Origin of the sequence: Staphylococcus sp. HMSC057A08 (assembly GCF_001812925.1) — a bacterium.
Classification (GTDB): Bacteria; Bacillota; Bacilli; order Staphylococcales; family Staphylococcaceae; genus Staphylococcus; species Staphylococcus hominis.
Window position 1 is genome coordinate 374,940 of record NZ_KV810857.1, and the last position, 20,950, is coordinate 395,889.

Sequence of the window (20,950 nt, forward strand, 5' to 3'; positions counted from 1 at the left end):
GCAACATCAAATTTGATGTTGCGTCTTTTTATTATTGAAAAGTATACTATAAGTTTTCATTTGGAAAATGGAGATTAAATTTACGATTTTCATTTGGTCGTTGTCTAGGTGTGTCTAATCGACTTTTACAGTCACTACACATGAATGTTTTAATTGGATTATTACGTAGACGTTTAGCTTCAACTGTACGTTCATCAATTAAGACCTTAGTATCACAAATAATACATTGTACTTCTCGCAACTTAAATCACCTCAATACGAGTTACATATTTAAAGTTATATGAATAGGCGTTCTCCTCGGGGTTATAAACAAAGCTATCTACTGAATTATCATCGTACAATCTCTTACCATCTTTAGCAAATTGGAAAAAAAGATAAGGTAATAATTCTAATGGGATTTCAATTGAAGATGTATCATTTGAAAGTTTAATTGTAGTTGCACTTTCTAAGGGCTCTGCATTTTTAAAAAATGGTGTCATATTTATTGCAAATGAATCTTCTAATACAGCACGTTTACGATACTTAATTTCAGAGTTTAAAGTAGGAGGATTGGTTTGTCCTTCTAATATCGCTCTATTCCATTCGCGGTTATCTTCAAATTTAATAGGTTTAGTTCCTTCAAAAATACCGTTTTCAATATCCTCTATTTTTACTTTTCTATCATCAAAAATCCATGTTGTACTATCTAAAGTAATAGGAAATTTGACATCTCCTTTAATTTGAATCATCTTGCCCACTCCCTAGTTTCAATCTAACTATTATTTTATCATATTTAGATTGAAGGGTTTATTGAATAAACTTGCTTTTTAAAAGGTAGTAGGATAAACTTCTGATATGAAGATATTTAATGATAGGGGGAGAATGTGATGCCGAAGCAAATGAACATAAATAGTGAAGCTTATGAGCAATTAAATCAAGATGCTGACCGAATCTTGCATTTAATTAAGGTTCAAATGGATAATTTAACTATGCCATCTTGCCCACTATATGAAGAGGTTCTCGACACACAAATGTTTGGTTTACAAAAAGAAGTAGACTTTGCTGTGAAACTTGGTTTAGTTGATAAAGAAGAAGGTAAAAGTTTAATGCTTCGTTTAGAAAAAGAATTATCTAAATTGCATGAAGCATTCACAAACGTATAACTCTAAGTCTAATGCTTTTAATATGAAAGTGTTATAATGAGCAAGAATTAATATATGTAATAAATTTATGATAGTGACTGAAATGTTATGTAAATAATATTTTCAGTCCTTTTATTTTATTTTTTATATTTATGTTTGTTAATTAATAATTACAAAGTATATAATAGTTTAGACAGAATTTAATTTGATAAATCGTTTTAATGAGCATATATAGTTTAAATTTTTAGAATTGGATGATCTTTTTTATGAATAATTTAAAAAATATATTTCGATACATAGGTAGAACCTCTAAGTTTATCGATTATCCATTATTAATTTCATATGTTATTTTGTGTTTTATAGGTTTAGTGATGGTTTACAGTGCCAGTATGGTGGCAGCTACTAAAGGGACATTAACAGGTGGCGTTGAGGTTTCAGGTACATATTTTTATAACAGACAATTAATTTATGTTATCATGAGTTTTATTATTGTCTTTTTTATTTCATTTATGATGAATATAAAAGTTTTTAAACAATCAAAAATTCAACAGTGGATTATGATTATCATCTGTGTCCTTTTAATTTTAACATTATTGGTAGGTAAAAATATCAATGGTTCAAAAAGTTGGATAGACTTAGGATTTATGAATCTACAAGCTTCAGAGTTACTAAAAATTGCTTTAATTCTTTATATTTCTTATGTATTAAGTAAAAAATTACCACAGTTAAGAGGTAATTTAAAAATTATCAAAGGACCAGTTATTTTAATTATCCTTTGTTTAGGTTTAGTACTTTTACAAGGAGATATTGGACAAACATTATTAACATTAATTATTATATTATCAATGTTTTTATTTGTAGGTATAGGTGTTAAGAAAATAGTAAAAGGACCTATATTATATATTATTCTTGGATTTATTCTTATTGCTGGGTTCTTTATTTTCACCGGAATGATGCCAGAATATTTAAAGGCACGTTTTAGTACAATTTACGATCCTTTTAGTTCTTCTTCAGGAACTGGGTATCATTTATCCAATTCATTAATGGCAATCGGAAATGGAGGATTATTTGGTCGAGGATTAGGTAACGGTATCATGAAACTGGGCTATCTTCCAGAAGCGCATACAGATTTTATTTTCGCAGTAATTTGTGAAGAATTGGGACTGGTCGGTGCCTTATTAGTAATTGGATTATTATTTTTTATTGTATTCCGTGCATTTGTATTAGCCACTAAAACATCTTCATATTTTTATAAATTAATATGTGTTGGTGTAGCGAGTTATATTGGTAGTCAAACGTTCGTAAATTTAGGGGGTATATCAGCCACGATTCCTCTTACAGGGGTGCCTCTTCCATTTATAAGTTTTGGTGGTTCGTCTATGATCAGTTTAAGTATTGCTATGGGATTATTATTGTTAGTAGCAAGACAAATTAAAGTTGAAGAAAAAAGAACGATAAAAAATAAAAAATCCAAAGTGGATATTCCTAGACAATATTAAAATCACTTAATTATAGGTGTAAATATGTAACTAACATTATTGAGAGTGGAAGCGAGTATTAAAAAATTTGCTTCCACTCTTTTTACATTTATGTGACAAGTTAAAGGATTACTGGTCTAGAGTAGCGTCTTCAAATTATAAATGATAATATAAAGTTATTAAATATAATAAATATTAATGATTACATTTTAAAATAGTGATTAAGCTAACCTATTTACTATATTTTCATTTTATAAATTGTATGTAAAAAAGTAATAGCTTTCTCATTTATTTTAAGATAAAATTTTATTATCTAATTAGTTAGAATATTCAAATTATAAAGGGGTGTTTCTTCTTTGAATCATATAAAAAAATTATTAGTAGCCAATCGTGGTGAAATTGCAATTAGAATTTTTAGAGCAGCAACGGAATTAAATATTCAAACAGTAGCAATTTATTCAAATGAAGACAAAAATTCATTACATAGATATAAAGCCGATGAATCATATTTAGTGGGAAAAGATTTAGGACCTGCCGAAAGTTATTTAAATATTGAACGCATTATTGAAGTAGCAAAACGTGCGAATGTAGATGCAATACATCCAGGTTATGGCTTTTTAAGTGAAAATGAAGAATTTGCAAGACGTTGTAATGAAGAAGGCATAACATTTATTGGCCCGCACCTAGACCATTTAGATATGTTTGGTGATAAAGTAAAAGCAAGAACAACTGCAATTAAAGCAAATTTACCAGTTATACCAGGAACAGATGGACCAATTGAAAATTTTGATGCAGCAAAGGCATTTGCTAAAGAAGCAGGGTTCCCTCTGATGATTAAAGCCACAAGTGGTGGTGGTGGGAAAGGTATGCGTATTGTTCGCGAAGAAAGTGAATTAGAAGATGCGTTTCATCGTGCGAAATCTGAAGCACAAAAATCATTTGGTAATAGTGAAGTATATATCGAAAGATACATCGATAATCCAAAACATATTGAAGTTCAAGTTATTGGCGATGAATATGGTAATATTGTTCATCTATATGAGCGTGATTGTTCTGTACAACGTCGTCATCAAAAAGTAGTTGAGGTAGCACCATCTGTAGGTTTACCTGATGAATTAAGAGAACGTATTTGTCAATCTGCATTACAATTAATGAAAAATATCAAATATGTTAATGCTGGAACAGTGGAATTTTTAGTATCCGGGGATGAATTCTTCTTCATTGAAGTCAATCCGCGTGTTCAGGTAGAGCATACGATTACAGAAATGATTACAGGAATTGATATAGTTAAAACTCAAATTTTAGTGGCAGATGGAGCAAGCCTATTTGACGAACGTATCGCTTTACCTCCTCAAGAAGAAATCCAAACACTTGGTTATGCTATTCAATGTCGTATCACTACTGAAGATCCTACAAATGATTTTATGCCAGATTCTGGTACGATTATTGCTTATCGTTCAAGTGGTGGTTTTGGTGTACGTTTAGACGCAGGAGATGGCTTCCAAGGCGCTGAAATTTCACCTTACTATGACTCACTATTAGTGAAATTATCTACTCATGCCATTACTTTTAAACAAGCTGAAGAAAAAATGGAACGCTCTTTACGAGAAATGCGTATTCGTGGTGTGAAAACAAATATCCCATTTTTAGTTAATGTCATGCGTAATGAAAAATTCCGAAGTGGAGATTATACAACAAAATTTATTGAAGAAACACCGGAATTATTCGATATTGCACCTACATTAGACCGTGGTACTAAAACATTAGAATACATTGGGAATGTAACCATTAATGGTTTTCCGAATGTCGAAAAACGTACGAAGCCAGACTATGAGTCAACTTCGATTCCGCAAGTTTCAAAAAAGAAAATTCAAAGTCTATATGGTACAAAACAATTACTAGATGAAAAAGGGCCTAGTGGTGTTGCGGATTGGGTTAAAGTACAAGATGATGTTTTAATTACTGATACGACATTCCGTGATGCGCACCAATCTTTACTTGCTACGCGTGTACGTACAAAAGATATGTTAAATATAGCTTCTAAAACTGCTGAAGTATTTAAAGATAGTTTTTCTTTAGAAATGTGGGGTGGCGCTACTTTTGATGTAGCATACAACTTCTTAAAAGAAAATCCTTGGGAGCGTTTAGAAAAACTTAGAAAAGCGATTCCAAATGTATTATTCCAAATGTTATTAAGAGCTTCAAATGCTGTGGGTTATAAGAATTATCCTGATAACGTAATTCAAAAATTTGTAGATGAAAGTGCTAAAGCAGGTGTAGATGTTTTCCGTATTTTCGACTCATTAAACTGGGTAGATCAAATGAAAGTGGCAAATGAAGCGGTACAAAAAGCAGGTAAAATTTCGGAGGGTACTATTTGTTACACAGGTGATATTTTAAACCCAGAACGTTCAAATGTGTTCACTTTAGATTACTATGTTAAATTAGCTAAAGAATTAGAACGTGAAGGTTTCCATATTTTAGCAATTAAAGATATGGCTGGCTTATTAAAACCTAGAGCAGCATATGAACTGGTTGGAGAATTAAAAGCTGCAGTTAATTTACCAATACATCTACATACCCATGATACAAGTGGAAATGGTTTATTAATCTACAAACAAGCCATCGATGCTGGTGTAGATATTATCGATACAGCTATTGCATCGATGAGTGGCTTAACAAGTCAACCAAGTGTGAACTCTTTATATTATGCATTAGATGGATTTAAACGAAATATGCGTACAGATATTCAAGGTTTAGAAGAATTAAGTCACTATTGGAGTACTGTTCGTCCATACTACGTTGACTTTGAAAGTGATATTAAGTCACCTAATACAGAAATTTATCAACATGAAATGCCAGGTGGTCAATACTCTAATTTAAGTCAACAAGCTAAAAGTTTAGGTCTTGGTGAACGTTTTAATGAGGTCAAAGATATGTATCGTCGTGTTAATTTCTTGTTTGGAGATATCGTTAAAGTGACACCATCTTCAAAAGTGGTAGGAGATATGGCGTTATATATGGTACAAAATGATTTAGATGAACAATCGATTATTGAACAAGGTTATAAATTAGATTTTCCTGAATCAGTAGTGTCATACTTTAAAGGTGAGATTGGTCAACCAGTAAATGGCTTTAATAAACAATTACAAGATATTATTTTAAAAGGTCAACAACCGCTAACTGAACGTCCAGGAGAATATTTAAAACCAGTAGATTTTGATGAGATACGAGAACAATTACAAGATAAAAATTATGGTGAAGTGACTGAGCAAGATATTATAAGTTATGTACTTTATCCAAAAGTATTTGATCAATTTATTCAAACTAGACAACAATATGGTAACTTATCATTACTTGATACACCGACATTCTTCTTTGGTATGCGTAACGGGGAGACTGTAGAGATTGAAATTGAAAACGGAAAACGTTTAATTATTAAACTTGAAACAATTAGCGAAGCAGATGAAAATGGTAACCGAACAATTTATTACGTGATGAATGGTCAAGCACGTCGTATTACGATTAAAGATGAAAACATAAAAACAAATGCGAATGTAAAACCTAAAGCAGATAAAACAAATCCAAATCATATAGGAGCTCAAATGCCAGGAAGTGTGACTGAAGTTAAAGTTTCAGTAGGTGATGAGGTTAAAGTAAATCAACCACTATTAATTACCGAAGCAATGAAAATGGAAACAACAATTCAAGCTCCGTTTAATGGAGTGATTAAAAAAGTTACTGTTGGAAATGGTGATGCTATTGCAACGGGAGATTTATTAATCGAAATTGAAAAATCTGAGTAGGTATTAAAAAGTTTAAAAGCATAAGATAGAAAGTTAAATGACATTCTATCTTATGCTTTTTTGCATAAAAAACACGTTAGAGATTATATGTTCTACAATAACTCTAACGTGTCTTTTAAAACTTTATTTAATTTTTGAATTTTCACTTCTAATTGAACGAAGCATGAGTAAAATAAAGTAAGCGATTAAGCCAAAAAGTATAGTAATACAAAGTGCGTGTAGCAATGCAACAATTAAATTAACATGTGTCATTACAGACAATGCGCCCGTAATCACTTGTAAAATAATTAAAATAAATGCGGCAGTATAACCATATCTAATTGTACGGTTCTCAGAATAATTTTTGATGGCATGAATAAATGTGATCATAATCCAACAAAAAGTGATAAGTGCCATACCGCGATGTGCAAATTGTACCCAATCTTGCTCAGTATGGGGTACTAAATCATTAAACGGTAATGGCCAGCTTCCATATGCTAAACTTGCTTTAGCATGGCGAACCAAAGCACCAGTATAAATAGCGACATAAACAACGCCCGTCATAATCCAAGTAAGATTACGCAATGGTTTTTTTATAAATAATTCATCAGCCTCATATTTTTTATCCACTTCAAAAATAATAAGCATTAATACGAATACAGAAGAAAAACTAATTAATGAAATCCCAAAATGTAAAGCTAAGACATAAGAATTTTGTTGCCAAATAACAGCTGCTGCACCAATCAAGGCTTGAATTAATAGAAAAGCAACACTAATAATTGCTAAAGGTTTAACCTCTTTAATGTATCCTATATTTTTCCAAGCTGTGATGGCCAACCATAACACAACAATTAATGATAAACCTGATACAGCTCGGTGACTCAATTCAATGATTGTAGCAATTGGCAAATTTTGAGGTAATAAAGCACCGTGACATAAAGGCCATGAAGCACCACAGCCATCTTCAGAGCCCGTCTTAGTTACTAAGGCGCCCCCAAGTTGTACCATTGCCATAATAATTGTTGCTACGATTGATAACCATTTAAGGTTTCGTTTGTTAAACAAGTTTAAACACCCCGCCATTAATTTAAAATATTTTGTAATATGATATCCATTTATGCTCTGATTTTAATATAAAAGATATAATTATAAATATTACCACTATTATACTACAATAATTAAAGACAAAAAATTAGTGAAACAGAAAGTCGTTAAAGTGTCACAATTTAAATAAATATAACCTAGCCTTTTATAAGTAATTATTATATCATAATACTATATGAAAATTTTAAGGAGGGGAACCATGAGTAAAGAACACACTTTATCACAGCCGTCAAGTAGAGTGTCTTTTAAAGAACTACAACAAATTATTAAAATGGGCTTGGTACAGGGTAACTTAATTCCTGCTTTTGCAGGCGCTTGGTTAGCTATTGTAATGACAAATCATTCCTTCCTATCGTCAATACCTCAAATCCTATTAATGTTGATAGGTTCGACATTAATTATGGGTGGTGCTTGTGCATTAAATAATTATTATGATCAAGATATTGATAAAATTATGCCAAGTAAACAAAGTAGACCAACAGTAAACGATAGAATTTCTGATAAACATTTATTGATGTTAAGTTTTGGTATGATGTTAGTAGGAGAAGCATGTCTATTCTTATTAAATGTGCCATCAGGTGTTTTAGGACTTTTTGGTATAGTAGGATATGTATCATATTATTCAATCTGGTCTAAAAGACATACGACTTGGAATACAGTAGTAGGAAGTTTTCCAGGCGCTGTACCACCTTTAATTGGATGGACAGCTATTGATGGACAAATCAGTCTTGTAGCTTTTGCTTTATTTTTAGTTGTCTTTTGTTGGCAACCTATTCATTTCTATGCTCTAGCTATTAAACGTAGTGATGAATACTCATTAGCAAATATTCCTATGTTACCTTCAGTAAAAGGTTTTAAACGTACAAGAATAAGTATGTTTATTTGGTTAGTATTATTATTACCATTACCTTTCCTATTATCTAGTTTAGGCACTACGTTTGTTGTATTAGCAACTTTATTAAATTTTGGATGGGTTTTTATAGGTTTAACAACATTTAAGAAAAATACCGATCAAACTAAGTGGGCAACAAAAATGTTTATCTATTCACTAAATTATCTAGTAGTATTCTTTGCATTAGTCGTTGTCATCTCTTTAATAAAAATGATTTAAAATATCTAAGTTAAATAAGGATGGAACATATGAGTTTACCAATTCTACCAACTATTAGTACAAGCTGTATCGTAATTAGTGCTATTTTAGTAGCGATAGGATGGTGGCAAATTGCTCATCGTCATGTTAATACTCACAAAAAAGTTATGTTATGGGCAGCATTTTTCGCATTAACGTTTTTTATTATTTACTCAACTCGAACGATATTTATAGGTAATACAGATTTTGGTGGTCCAGATTCTGTTAGAACATATTATAAGATATTCTTAATCTTCCACGTTAATCTTGCTACGATTGGTGGCGTATTAGGATTAGTTCAAATTATTACTGCATTTAAAGATAAATTTAAATGGCATAGAAGAATTGGACCTGTCGCTTCAATTATATGGTTCTTTACTGGCATTACAGGTGTGGCAGTATACTTATTATTATATGTAATTTATCCAGGTGGAGAAACTACATCGTTGATTAAAGCCACACTAGGTTTATAACAATATTGAATAATTTTAAAGAATAGCCTGGGACATAATGAGTTGTCTCAGGTATTTTTAATATTTGGGTAGTCGATGATCAAATTGTTAAGGAGGACGACGAATTCAAAATGAATTCTGATTCACTTCCTTTTTTATCATGAAATAACAACAGTGGATTCTATATTGATATGATAAAATTGTTTAGTATTAATTGTTTATTTTATTTGTAAATAGGTATAATGTAGTTTAATTAATAAATTTGGAGTTTAGAAAAAATGAATGACTTGATTGTTAAAATAGTTATTTTGTACAATATATGTAATTCTAAAGAGGTGGGGGAGTAATGACTAAGTTAGTAATTAAAGTTTTAGGAATCGTATTTTTAATTACATTTCTAATTTATTTATTTTACTCACCAAGATTAAAATTTGATGTCCTTGAAAATCCTAATAACAACAATAAAATAAGTCATTCAAATCAAGAATCACATTCCGTGAAAAAACAGACTGAAAATCCTGCTCCCAAAAATGGGATAGGTACTTGGATAGGTAAAGATATTAATTATCTTACAAATAAATATGGACAAGCAAATCGTACATACCCTGTTAAAGGCGGATATACTGATTATATATTTAAGAGAAAGCAACAATATTATATTGTCACTACAAAACATGACGAAATTAAATCTGTTTATGCTACTGGAGAAAAAGCTCAAACCGAATCATTAAAAATCAATGAAAATGCTTCACATATATTTGAAAAAACTAGTATTAATCCTGACCCCTCTTTTAAAGTGAATGGAAAACAATATAATTTTGAGTTATCAGATGAAGATATTAAAACTCAAACTCTAATTAAATATGGTAATGTTTATGCTCAAGTTTATGTAGATCAACAATCAAATCGAATTATGGGTATTCGATATCTAGATAAAGAACTATTAGCATTTATAAAACCGTATCAATTAACAGATGAAGAAGATATATCAGATGATAAATTTAATAATGACAGAAATAATAAAAATTCATTACCATATGAACAAAACCCAAATCAATTGATAACACTCTATGAAATTACTAATCAAATGAGAGATTTAAAACATATTCCACCATTGAAAGTAAATTCAGACATATCACACATTGCTTCAGCAAACTTATATGAAGCAACTGGTACAGAAGATGTTGAATTTACAGAAGGTGCACTTAAGAGCCAACTTGATAACGAAAATATTGATTTTATAGCTACAAGTCAAAATGTGGGTTATGATTTCAATGATGTGCCTACATTAATTCATAGTTGGATGAATTCGGATATACACTGTTCAAGAATGTTAAATAAAAAGTATAATGAAATGGGTGGAGAAGTAATGAGAAATTATTATTCACTTATTTTTGTACAAAAATAGGTTGTGAGGTGACCGATAATGTATACAGAGGAAACATTATCAATTTTAGATGAAATTGAAGATTTATCAGACATGATTGTACAATCAAAAGTGTATTTTAATTATAGAGAAGCTCAAAAAAAACTTAAACAAGATGATGAAGCACATTTATTGTATCAAGCTTTTTTAAAATCAAAAGAACGTTATGATGAAGTGATGCGCTTTGGTAGATATCACCCAGATTATCAAAATGTCATGTTAGAGACACGTCGACGTAAGCGAGCTTATGAAATGTTGCCTAATGTAATGGATTACAAATCTAAAGAAGTACAATTACAAAATTTAATAGATGAAGTGTTGACTAAAATCGCATTATCTGTGTCAGAAAATGTAAAGATTGAAGTGGGTAATCCATTTTTTAAAACAAATTCTAAAGGTTGCGCCTCAGGAGGCACATGTAATTGTAGTTTATAATTAAGAATAAAAATCTAGTAAATCAGAGGTTGAGTTGCAAAATTAGATGTAAGTATATTTTTATTTTAGTTATTGATGATTAATATATTAAAAGAATCTGAGACAATGATGATGTATGTCTCAGATTCTTTTATGCATATAGTTTAATTTTATATAATATATAGAATAAGTGTATTTAACTTAAGGTATGCTGTTTTAGTAGTGATTTAAATTGTTTACCTAAATCAGGACGGTCAGTAACAATGGTGTGAACACCTTTTTGATACAAATCATACATTAAGTCAACACTATTGATGCCATAATAACCTGGCACAATATTTAATAAGTTAAGCCATTGAATAAAATGAGTTGATGATAATGGGATACCTTTGAATTTTATAGGCATTTGAAATGTGTCAGCTTGAGGATGATAATGATAGCCTAGTCCTAAAATAAACTTAATCACACCTTCAGTCACTTCATGTTGACTTGCGCCAGTAGCGATTTCTCCATTGCTTATTGCTCTAAAACGTTCATTTTGTTCTTTATGAAAACTCGTTACAAGTACACGTTTCTCAGCATGATGATGCTTTATAATATCATACATTTTTTTAGGGGCAATAGATCCTTCATAACTACTTGGAGCATCTTTTAAATCTACATTGATATATTTGCTAGGGTACATTTTTAAAAGTTCATCGAAAGTTAAAATTCTAGCTTGTTGATGCCCTCTGTAAATATGTCGACCATTGATATCAGTAAAATGAAATCCTGCATCTAATTTTTTTAATTCTTTTAGTGTGTAATCACATACTTTTCCTGAACCATTAGTAGTACGGTCGACTGTAGCGTCGTGAAAAACAATCAATTCTTCATCTTTAGTTAGTCTCACATCTGTTTCAAAGCCATCTAAACCATAATCAACAGCATTATCGAAAGCTAATTGTGTTTGTTCTGGTCGAACTGACATTCCACCTCTATGTGCAAAAATATAAGGTGCTGGTCCATTAAAAAAGTAAGGTATGTCTTTAAGCATGTTAGGCTTTTGATTTCTTTTTAAAAGTAATAAACTGCTTAGTATACCCATACTAGTGATACCCAAATTAAAAAAATTTTTCTTAATGTGTTTCAAGGTATAACCTCCTAAAGTTCATTTAAAATTAATAATTAAATCAATATTTTTTGAAAGTTAAGTATTGAGATATTGAATGTATTTTATAAAATTATTAGTCATGGTATAGTAATTATGCATAATAAATGGAGTGAGTGAAATAATATGGAATTGATTCCAAGAGTTAGCTTAATTATTTACTTAAAGCATATTAAACATGAAAGACAGATACGTAAATATGGACATATTGTTTATACTAATAAACCTCGAAAGTATATAGTAATGTATGTTAATGAACATGAAGTAGACGATATTCTCCAGAAATTAATGAAATTAAAATATGTCTTACATATTGATGGATCCCCCTATAAAAACTTGAAAAAAACATATGATAAAGAAAAGCATGAAATGCTTTAAGATGTATTTAAAAATTGTTATTGCATCGGTGGGATCCAATTTTGTAAACGAAGTACGCTAATTAAATATTTAAAATATAAATCATTCGTATGAAATGCATTTGGCGGTTGAACATCAATGCCGACAATAGGAATGTCATACGATTGAGCTTGTTCATTAATCATCTCAAATTTTTTATTACTATTTGGGTAGGGATATTTTAAAGCGTTTAACATCATATACATGGCTTGAAATTGTTTACCGGTCGTAGGATTCATAATAATTGCGACTGACGATAATTGTTTGTCTGACTGTGGTGTATGGAAATAGACAACCTTGTCTATTCTTGCATGATTATATTCAATAAGAGTAAGAAATTCGAATAAATCTGTAAGTCCTTCTCCTAAAATAATAAATGATTGTTTCATAAATATTTAATTCTCCTTTTTCAAAACAAATTATAGTAAATAAATGAATGAAATGGAAGTGTAAGTCAAAATGAGAGTCATTGCTGGAAAACATAAAAGTAAACCACTAGAGAGTTTAGAAGGACGCAATACACGTCCAACAATGGATAAAGTTAAAGAAGGTATTTTTAACAGTTTACATGAAGTATACGGCTTAGGTTTAGACTTATTTGCTGGTAGTGGTGCTTTAGGAATTGAAGCACTTTCTAGAGGTATGGATAAAGTTATATTTGTAGACCAAAACTTTAAAGCAGTTAAAGTGATCCAAGCTAACTTGAAACAATTAAATTTAGAGGAACAATCTGAAGTATATAAAAATAATGCAGATAGAGCGTTAAAGGCTATCAATAAAAGAGACATTCAATTTGATTTTATTTTTTTAGACCCTCCTTATAATAAAGGGCTAATAGATAAGGCTCTAGACCAAATTTCTAAGTTTAATTTATTAAAAGAACATGGTATTATCATTTGTGAGTTTAGTAATCAAGAAAAAATCAATACATATGATTTTGAAGTAATTAAGCAATATCATTACGGTTTAACAGATACTTTGTTATTAAAAAAAGGAGAACACAATGACTAAGACAAAAGCAGTCATTCCAGGTAGCTTTGATCCTATTACTTATGGACATTTAGATATTATCGAAAGAAGTTCTGATCGATTTGATGAACTTCATGTATGTATATTAAAAAATAGTAGTAAAGCAGGTACATTTTCTATTGAAGAACGTATGGAATTAATACGTGAATCTGTAAAACATTTGCCAAATGTGAAAGTACATAATTTTAATGGATTACTTGTCGATTTTTGTGATAAAATAGGCGCTAAAACAATTATTCGTGGCTTAAGAGCAGTGAGTGATTTTGAATATGAATTACGCTTAACTTCAATGAATAAAAAATTAAATAGTAATGTTGAAACAATGTATATGATGACAAGTACAAACTATTCATTTATTAGTTCAAGTGTTGTGAAAGAAGTGGCTCAATATAAGGCAGATATTTCAGATTTCGTACCTAGTCATGTTGAAAGAGCATTAAAAGAAAAATTTGAAGATTAAAAAATGAGCGTATAGAACAGAAATGAAATGTTCCATACGCTTTAATTCAATTATTTAATCTAATTACAGGTGTATTAAAATCATTTTTCTTTTGACCTGATAATAAGTTATAAATATCGGTAGCTTTAATTTCATTTTTAAAAAAATGAGCAGATGTTTTATTAATATTAGTGATGAATTGACGCTCTGGAAATTTGGTTTTTAATTGTTTGAGATAACTTTGTCCGCGACGATTCATTCCTAAAATTCTTACAGCTGAAATGGATTGAATAGAATCTTCTTTTTTTACATTTAAAAGAATTTGCATAAGTATGCGTTGTAAATGAGTATAGGTAAAGCGTTTTGTCTTCAGTAAAGACATAAAGGATTCAAAAGAAGTTGCTTGATTAATATATTTTTTTAATCGATGTTCTAGTCCTTCAGATATAGTGTATATATGAGCCATTTCATGAATTGAATGACTTAAGATATGATATTTAATCAAGTTAAATGTATCCTCTTTAGTTAAATGAGGTGTTGTATACAGTGATTGAATTGAAGAGGGAACAACTGTAGTCCACTGAGTTGCTTGAGTGATTAACGACTGCCTAATTGCAGAACCACTTGCAAAGGATGATGTTTCAATTGTCGCATCATGATGATGAGCATGCACACGTTGGATAGCAAGTCCTTTCATGTGAGGTGCAAATTGTTGTATAGCTTTTAAGTAAGTGATTGCTAAAATATTATTAGGCATTTTTAGTAAAGTATTATCGCTAATTAAATCATTTATAATTTTTGCATAATTACTACCTTCTTTTACTTTTTGATTAAAAGTTGAACTATGTTCTAAATTGATTATTTCATTTGCAGCATTTTTAAGGCGAGTTATATCAGGTGTTTCACTTCCAAAAGCAATAGTATCAACATCTAGATAACGAGCAACTTGAACAGCTATCTGTGCAAAATAATCACTTGAAGAAAGACTAGCGATAAGAGGTAACTCAACAACTAAATCGACATTGGAAAGTGCCATTTGTGTACGTAGAAATTTGTTATAAATAGCAGGTTCACCTCTCATAACGAAGTTACCACTCATGATTGCAATAGAGATCTCTGCATCGGACTGTGTTTTAGCTTGTTGCGCATGATAAGCATGACCGTTATGAAATGGATTATACTCTGTAATCAATCCAACACTTTTCATTTGCAATTCGTCCTTTCAGTATTCATTATTAGTATTGTAACAGATAATAAGATGTTAAGAAAAAATCTTGACAACTTATAATAGTAAAGTTAAAATAAATTTTGTGTTTGTTAGAGGTGAAGCCATATGAAATGGTCAATAACGCAATTGAGAAAATATCAAGGTAAACCTTTTGAATTCAATAAAAAGGCGAACTTTGACGATTTAATAGAGCCTTTAGGTCTGATTGATTTATCAGAAGTAAATATCGAAGGTGAATTAACCATAAAATCAAATGAAGTGATAGCAGATATGCATGTTACTGGTACGTATACTATGCCTTGTGCTCGTACATTAGTGCCTGTAGATGTGCCACTTGATGTCAGAACTTCCGAAGTATTTGATTTAGAAGGTTATAATAGTTATACCGAAGAAGAAGTAGATGAAGATGAACATTATCATCTTGCTACAGATGGTATGATTAATATCCGAGATATTGCTAAAGAATTGGTTATTATTGAGAAGCCAATGCGTGCATTTTCTGAGAATAGTGATCAAATGCTTACAGAAGGTAACGGTTGGGAAGTTATTGATGAAGAACAAGCGCTTGAGCTTGAAAACTCTAAAGATAACGACGATTCCCAAACACGCCAAGTTGATCCTAGGCTTCAAAAATTACAACAGTTATATGATAAAGAGTAATAGCAGGTTAATTTAATTTATAGTATAATAATTAAATGACCGAATACTTGAGATTATGTGTTTTAATATTAAGGAGGATATATCATGGCAGTACCAAAAAGAAGAACGTCTAAAACTAGAAAAAATAAACGTCGTACTCATTTCAAAATTTCAGTACCTGGTATGACTGAATGCCCAAATTGTGGCGAGTACAAATTATCTCACCGCGTATGTAAAAACTGTGGTTCTTACAATGGTGAAGAAGTCGTTTCTAAATAATTTATATCTATTAAAAAAAGGTGGAATACGAATTCATTATGAATTCTATCCCACTCTTTTTTTATATTATCTCAATTTATACCATTGCTATCAAAAATAATTTGGAGAGACTATTATGGAACAAATTACTTCAACACAAAATAATAAAATTAAATTAGCAAATAAACTTAAAAAGAAAAAAGAACGCGATAAAACAGGATTAGCTCTCATCGAAGGGATACATTTAATTGATGAAGCATTTAAAAGTAATATAATGATTAAACAATTATTTGTAATTGAGCCAGAAAGAACAGATTCTAGACTTTTAGAGTATGCAAAAGAAGCTTACGAAATTAATATGAAAGTGGCTGAATCATTATCAGGGACTATTACACCACAAGGTTTTTTTGCAGTTATTGAAAAACCTAAACATGATATCTCAAAAGCGAAACAAGTGTTATTACTTGATCGTATACAAGATCCTGGTAACTTAGGCACGTTAATTCGTACAGCAGATGCTGCGGGTATAGATATGGTTGTAATGGAAAAAGGTACAGCAGACGCATACCAAGACAAAGTAATGAGAGCAAGTCAAGGAAGTGTATTTCACATTCCTATTGTCACAACAGAATTAAATAAATTTATTGAACAATTTGATGGCCCAGTATATGGTACAGCCTTAGAAAATGCTGTGTCTTATAAAAACATCGAATCGCAAGACACATTTGCCTTATTACTTGGTAATGAAGGAGAAGGTGTTAATAAAGAATTATTAGCACATACCTCGCAAAATCTTATTATACCTATATACGGCAAAGCGGAAAGTTTAAACGTGGCGATTGCTGGAAGTATTTTGCTTTATCATTTGAAAGGTTGACCTTTTGATTTAAAATCGACTATACTTAATTGTATACAAAATTAAAATGATATGTTTATTAAAGATAAATATAAACCGATAAAAAGACGTAAACTAAATGATTAATTGCACAGGGAAAGTAAGCGTGACTGAAACTTACTTCAATTTACATTAGTTTTTTTCACCTTTTTGGTTACTTAAAGAAATTTAAGTCGGAGTGCATCTTCGTTAACAATGCTAACAAGTGTATGCTTAAGCATAAATTTGGGTGGTACCACGGAAGGCTTTCGTCCCAGTTATTTAGGGATGAAAGTCTTTTTTTAATTTAATAAAGCAAATTTTATGATAAATAGAAAGTATGAGGTGTAAGTCATGACTCAAAATGACTCAATGACAGAATTAAGACAACAAGCTTTAGTAGACATTAACGAAGCGCAAGATGAACGTGCTTTACAAGATGTCAAAGTACAGTATCTAGGAAAAAAAGGCTCTGTAAGTGGTTTAATGAAAAATATGAAAGATTTACCAAATGAAGAAAAGCCAGCTTATGGACAAAAAGTAAATGAATTAAGACAAGCAATTCAAAATGAACTTGAAGAAAAACAAGAATTATTAAAAAATGAAAAGTTAAACCAACAACTTGCTGAGGAAACAATTGATGTTACATTACCTAGTCGTCAAATTAATATTGGCTCAAAACATCCATTAACTAGAACAGTTGAAGAAATTGAAGATTTATTCCTAGGATTAGGATATGAAATTGTTGACGGATACGAAGTAGAACAAGATTATTATAATTTTGAAGCTTTAAATCTTCCTAAATCACATCCAGCCCGAGATATGCAAGATAGTTTTTATATTACAGATGAGATTTTGATGCGTACGCACACGTCTCCAGTGCAAGCACGTACAATGGAAAAACGCCACGGTCAAGGACCAGTAAAAATTATTTGTCCTGGGAAAGTGTATCGACGAGATTCAGATGATGCTACACATAGTCATCAATTTACACAAATTGAAGGTTTAGTAGTAGATAAACATATTAAAATGAGTGATTTGAAAGGAACGTTAGAGTTAGTAGCTAAAAAATTATTTGGGGCTGATCGTGAGATTCGATTACGACCAAGTTATTTCCCATTCACAGAGCCATCAGTGGAAGTAGATGTCTCTTGTTTCAAATGTAAAGGTCAAGGATGTAATGTATGTAAACATACTGGATGGATTGAAATCTTAGGTGCAGGTATGGTACATCCTAATGTTCTAGAAATGGCCGGTTTTGATTCAAATGAATATTCTGGCTTTGCATTTGGTATGGGGCCAGATCGTATAGCAATGTTAAAATACGGAATCGAAGACATTCGTCATTTCTATACAAATGATGTGAGATTCCTTAATCAATTTAAAGCTGTAGAAGATAGAGGTGAAGCATAATGTTGATTTCAAATGAATGGTTAAAAGATTACGTAGATGCTGGTGTACCTGCTAAAGACTTAGCTGAGCGTATTACACGTACAGGTATTGAAGTAGCAGATATTATAGATTACTCAAAAGATATTAAAAATTTAGTAGTAGGATATGTAACATCTAAAGAAAAACATCCAGATGCAGATAAATTGAATATCTGTCAAGTTGATATAGGTGAAGAAGAACTTGTTCAAATTGTTTGTGGAGCACCTAATGTTGATGAAAATCAATATGTGATTGTAGCTAAAGTAGGTGGACGTTTACCTGGAGGGATTAAAATAAAACGTGCCAAATTACGCGGAGAACGTTCGGAAGGTATGATTTGTTCCTTACAAGAAATTGGTGTCTCAAGTAATGTTGTACCAAAAGATTATGAAAATGGAATTTTCGTATTTCCTAATGAAGTGACACCAGGAACTGATGCACTAGACGCATTATATCTTAATGATCAAATTATGGAATTTGATTTAACACCTAACCGTGCAGACGCTTTAAGTATGGTGGGAACTGCATATGAAGTTGCAGCGTTATATCAAGCTGAAATGACTAAACCAAACACAACGCTTAACGAAACTGAAACTTCCGCAACAGATGAGTTATCAGTGACAGTTGATAATCCTGAAAAAGTCCCTTATTACAGTGCAAGAGTTGTTAAAAATGTGAGAATTGCACCATCACCTATTTGGATGCAAGCACGTTTAATTAAAGCTGGTATCCGTCCAATTAATAATGTAGTTGATATTTCTAACTATGTATTACTCGAATATGGTCAACCACTTCATATGTTTGATCAAGATCATATGGGTTCTAAAGATATTGTTGTACGTCAAGCGAATGAAAATGAAACAATGACAACATTAGACGATACTGAAAGAACTCTTATTGATACAGATATCGTTATTACAAATGGTAAAGAACCTATTGCATTAGCTGGTGTTATGGGTGGAGATTTTTCAGAAGTGACTGATCAAACAATGAATGTCGTAGTAGAAGGTGCGATTTTTGACCCTGTATCTATTCGTCACACATCACGTCGTTTGAATTTACGTAGTGAGTCTTCAAGTCGCTTTGAAAAAGGTATTGCAACAGAATTTGTCAATGAAGCAGTCGATAGAGCTTGTTATTTACTTGAACATTATGCCTCTGGCGAAGTATTAAAAGATAGAGTGGCACAAGGGGATTTAGGTTCACTTGTTACGCCAATTGATATTACTGCCGAAAAAGTAAATCAAACAATTGGTTTTAATTTATCAAATGATGAGATTAAAGCTATTTTTGAACAATTAGGATTTAAAACGATTCAAAATGCCGATACTTTAACAGTATATGTACCTTCACGTCGTAAAGATATTTCAATTAAGGAGGATTTAATTGAAGAAATAGCAAGAATATACGGTTATGATAATATTCCTTCAACTTTACCAGTGTTCGATGATGTAACTAGTGGAAAATTGACAGATCGTCAATATAAAACGCGTACAGTAAAAGAAACACTCGAAGGTGCAGGATTAAATCAAGCCATCACATATTCACTTGTGTCTAAAGACCATGCGAAAGATTTTGCATTACAAGAACGTCCTACAATTAGTCTACTTATGCCAATGAGTGAAGCGCATTCTACATTACGTCAAAGCTTATTACCACATTTAATCGAAGCAACAGCTTATAACGTAGCACGTAAAAATAAAAATGTAAGATTATATGAAATTGGACGTGTGTTCTTTGGTAACGGCAAAGATGAATTACCGGATGAAATAGAATATTTAAGTGGTATTCTAACTGGAGAATATGTAGTTAATACTTGGCAAGGTAAAAAAGAAGAGATTGATTTCTTTATTGCTAAAGGTGTAGTCGATCGAATTGCTGAAAAATTAAATTTAGATTTCACTTATAAAGCTGGCGAAATTAAAGGCCTTCATCCAGGCAGAACTGCGATTGTTTCATTAGAAGGTAAAGAGATAGGATTTGTAGGAGAATTACATCCTCAATTAGCAGCTGAAAATGATCTTAAACGCACATATGTATTTGAATTAGATTATGATTCAATGATGCGAGTAGCTGTAGGTTACATTAATTATGAACCAATTCCAAAATTCCCTGGTGTGTCAAGAGATATCGCTATGGAAGTAAACCGTGACATGCCTTCATCAGAATTATTAGATATTATTCATGAGAATGGTGAAGACATTCTAAAAAATACACTTGTATTTGATGTGTATGAAGGTGAACACTTGGAAGAAGGTAAAAAATCAGTAGCCATTCGTTTAAATTATTTAGATACTGAAAATACACTTACAGATGAACGTGTTTCTAAAGTGCATGTTAAAATTTTAGAAGCATTAAAAGCTAAAGGCGCTACAATTCGATAATAAAATAAAGAAGAGATTGGGACATATATCCTAAAAAAATAGCCAGTAAATGAGTTTATTATAAAGTCATTTACTGGTTTCATTATTTACAATACTTTGTATAGTTGACTCTTTTTATTAGGGGACAGATCTAGTCTGTAGTCTTTAACGTATCGTATTCCCACAAGAGTCTCGCTAAAATCCTTTTTATATACAGTTTTACATTGAAATACT

At 31.1% G+C, this 20,950-nt stretch carries 21 protein-coding genes; 15 read left to right on the top strand and 6 right to left on the bottom strand.

Annotated features, from left to right (window positions below; translation table 11 throughout):
- Window positions 1-46: 46 nt before the first annotated feature.
- Together HMPREF2881_RS09055 and HMPREF2881_RS09060 are read right to left on the bottom strand one after the other, a co-directional pair.
- A complete protein-coding gene (locus tag HMPREF2881_RS09055; RefSeq protein WP_002449988.1) occupies window positions 47-241 on the bottom strand; it encodes a DUF2197 domain-containing protein in 195 nt (64 codons plus the stop codon).
- Between the two features lies 1 nt (window position 242).
- The gene (locus tag HMPREF2881_RS09060) at window positions 243-728 is read right to left on the bottom strand and encodes a hypothetical protein (RefSeq protein WP_002450004.1); all 486 of its coding nucleotides are present in this window, start codon (window positions 726-728) and stop codon (window positions 243-245) included.
- Between the two features lie 138 nt (window positions 729-866).
- Here HMPREF2881_RS09060 and HMPREF2881_RS09065 point away from each other — a divergent pair, with 138 nt between their 5' ends.
- The 3 genes from HMPREF2881_RS09065 (at window position 867) to HMPREF2881_RS09075 (ending at window position 6,405) form a co-directional block, all read left to right on the top strand.
- Window positions 867-1,142, top strand: coding sequence for an Fpa/YlaN family protein (locus HMPREF2881_RS09065; protein ID WP_002488709.1), 276 nt, complete (start codon window positions 867-869; stop codon window positions 1,140-1,142).
- A gap of 245 nt (window positions 1,143-1,387) precedes the next feature.
- On the top strand, window positions 1,388-2,620 hold the full coding sequence (ftsW, locus tag HMPREF2881_RS09070) for a cell division peptidoglycan polymerase FtsW (protein WP_002455484.1): 1,233 nt from the start codon (window positions 1,388-1,390) through the stop codon (window positions 2,618-2,620).
- 335 nt (window positions 2,621-2,955) lie between these two features.
- Complete coding sequence (locus tag HMPREF2881_RS09075) at window positions 2,956-6,405, top strand: pyruvate carboxylase (protein ID WP_002488668.1); 3,450 nt, start codon at window positions 2,956-2,958, stop codon at window positions 6,403-6,405.
- A gap of 123 nt (window positions 6,406-6,528) precedes the next feature.
- On the opposite strand, the gene HMPREF2881_RS09080 is transcribed toward HMPREF2881_RS09075, so the two are convergent.
- Window positions 6,529-7,449 (bottom strand): COX15/CtaA family protein, encoded by a 921-nt coding sequence (locus HMPREF2881_RS09080; protein ID WP_002449990.1) that lies wholly within the window; start codon window positions 7,447-7,449, stop codon window positions 6,529-6,531.
- A gap of 238 nt (window positions 7,450-7,687) precedes the next feature.
- Here HMPREF2881_RS09080 and cyoE point away from each other — a divergent pair, with 238 nt between their 5' ends.
- The 4 genes from cyoE (at window position 7,688) to HMPREF2881_RS09100 (ending at window position 10,930) form a co-directional block, all read left to right on the top strand.
- Window positions 7,688-8,599 (top strand): heme o synthase, encoded by a 912-nt coding sequence (cyoE, locus tag HMPREF2881_RS09085; RefSeq protein WP_002488672.1) that lies wholly within the window; start codon window positions 7,688-7,690, stop codon window positions 8,597-8,599.
- Between the two features lie 29 nt (window positions 8,600-8,628).
- The gene (locus HMPREF2881_RS09090; protein WP_002450009.1) at window positions 8,629-9,090 is read left to right on the top strand and encodes a DUF420 domain-containing protein; all 462 of its coding nucleotides are present in this window, start codon (window positions 8,629-8,631) and stop codon (window positions 9,088-9,090) included.
- A gap of 325 nt (window positions 9,091-9,415) precedes the next feature.
- Window positions 9,416-10,477 carry a CAP-associated domain-containing protein gene (locus HMPREF2881_RS09095; protein WP_002488653.1) on the top strand — a complete coding sequence of 354 codons (1,062 nt, stop codon included), beginning with the start codon at window positions 9,416-9,418 and terminating at the stop codon, window positions 10,475-10,477.
- An 18-nt stretch (window positions 10,478-10,495) separates the two neighbouring features.
- Window positions 10,496-10,930, top strand: a complete 435-nt coding sequence (locus tag HMPREF2881_RS09100) for a YlbF/YmcA family competence regulator (protein WP_002488689.1) — start codon at window positions 10,496-10,498, stop codon at window positions 10,928-10,930.
- Window positions 10,931-11,105: 175 nt separating this feature from the next.
- Here the strand turns inward: HMPREF2881_RS09100 and HMPREF2881_RS09105 are convergent, their stop codons facing one another.
- Window positions 11,106-12,041, bottom strand: a complete 936-nt coding sequence (locus tag HMPREF2881_RS09105) for a glycerophosphodiester phosphodiesterase family protein (RefSeq protein WP_002455482.1) — start codon at window positions 12,039-12,041, stop codon at window positions 11,106-11,108.
- 144 nt (window positions 12,042-12,185) lie between these two features.
- Between HMPREF2881_RS09105 and HMPREF2881_RS09110 the strand changes: the two genes are divergently transcribed.
- Window positions 12,186-12,437, top strand: a complete 252-nt coding sequence (locus tag HMPREF2881_RS09110) for a DUF2129 domain-containing protein (protein WP_002450007.1) — start codon at window positions 12,186-12,188, stop codon at window positions 12,435-12,437.
- Between the two features lie 17 nt (window positions 12,438-12,454).
- Here the strand turns inward: HMPREF2881_RS09110 and HMPREF2881_RS09115 are convergent, their stop codons facing one another.
- Window positions 12,455-12,844 carry a DUF7147 family protein gene (locus tag HMPREF2881_RS09115; protein ID WP_002450006.1) on the bottom strand — a complete coding sequence of 130 codons (390 nt, stop codon included), beginning with the start codon at window positions 12,842-12,844 and terminating at the stop codon, window positions 12,455-12,457.
- Window positions 12,845-12,914: 70 nt separating this feature from the next.
- On the opposite strand from HMPREF2881_RS09115, the gene rsmD reads away from it, so the two are divergent.
- A complete protein-coding gene (rsmD, locus tag HMPREF2881_RS09120; protein ID WP_002450015.1) occupies window positions 12,915-13,466 on the top strand; it encodes a 16S rRNA (guanine(966)-N(2))-methyltransferase RsmD in 552 nt (183 codons plus the stop codon).
- On the top strand, window positions 13,459-13,944 hold the full coding sequence (gene coaD, locus HMPREF2881_RS09125; protein WP_002450001.1) for a pantetheine-phosphate adenylyltransferase: 486 nt from the start codon (window positions 13,459-13,461) through the stop codon (window positions 13,942-13,944). Before rsmD ends, coaD begins: the two co-directional genes overlap by 8 nt.
- 46 nt (window positions 13,945-13,990) lie before the next feature.
- On the opposite strand, the gene HMPREF2881_RS09130 is transcribed toward coaD, so the two are convergent.
- On the bottom strand, window positions 13,991-15,130 hold the full coding sequence (locus tag HMPREF2881_RS09130; protein ID WP_002450013.1) for a nucleotidyltransferase: 1,140 nt from the start codon (window positions 15,128-15,130) through the stop codon (window positions 13,991-13,993).
- A gap of 126 nt (window positions 15,131-15,256) precedes the next feature.
- On the opposite strand from HMPREF2881_RS09130, the gene HMPREF2881_RS09135 reads away from it, so the two are divergent.
- From HMPREF2881_RS09135 to pheT, 5 genes are all read left to right on the top strand, one after another.
- Window positions 15,257-15,811: a YceD family protein gene (locus HMPREF2881_RS09135; protein WP_002488656.1), complete on the top strand. Its 555-nt coding sequence runs from the start codon at window positions 15,257-15,259 to the stop codon at window positions 15,809-15,811.
- A gap of 84 nt (window positions 15,812-15,895) precedes the next feature.
- A complete protein-coding gene (gene rpmF, locus HMPREF2881_RS09140; RefSeq protein WP_001830121.1) occupies window positions 15,896-16,069 on the top strand; it encodes a 50S ribosomal protein L32 in 174 nt (57 codons plus the stop codon).
- 115 nt (window positions 16,070-16,184) lie between these two features.
- On the top strand, window positions 16,185-16,925 hold the full coding sequence (locus tag HMPREF2881_RS09145) for a TrmH family RNA methyltransferase (protein ID WP_002488712.1): 741 nt from the start codon (window positions 16,185-16,187) through the stop codon (window positions 16,923-16,925).
- A gap of 351 nt (window positions 16,926-17,276) precedes the next feature.
- Window positions 17,277-18,335 carry a phenylalanine--tRNA ligase subunit alpha gene (pheS, locus tag HMPREF2881_RS09150; protein ID WP_002488674.1) on the top strand — a complete coding sequence of 353 codons (1,059 nt, stop codon included), beginning with the start codon at window positions 17,277-17,279 and terminating at the stop codon, window positions 18,333-18,335.
- Window positions 18,335-20,737 (top strand): phenylalanine--tRNA ligase subunit beta, encoded by a 2,403-nt coding sequence (pheT, locus tag HMPREF2881_RS09155; protein ID WP_002488663.1) that lies wholly within the window; start codon window positions 18,335-18,337, stop codon window positions 20,735-20,737. The genes pheS and pheT overlap by 1 nt, the downstream gene beginning before the upstream one ends.
- Window positions 20,738-20,950 lie beyond the last annotated feature (213 nt).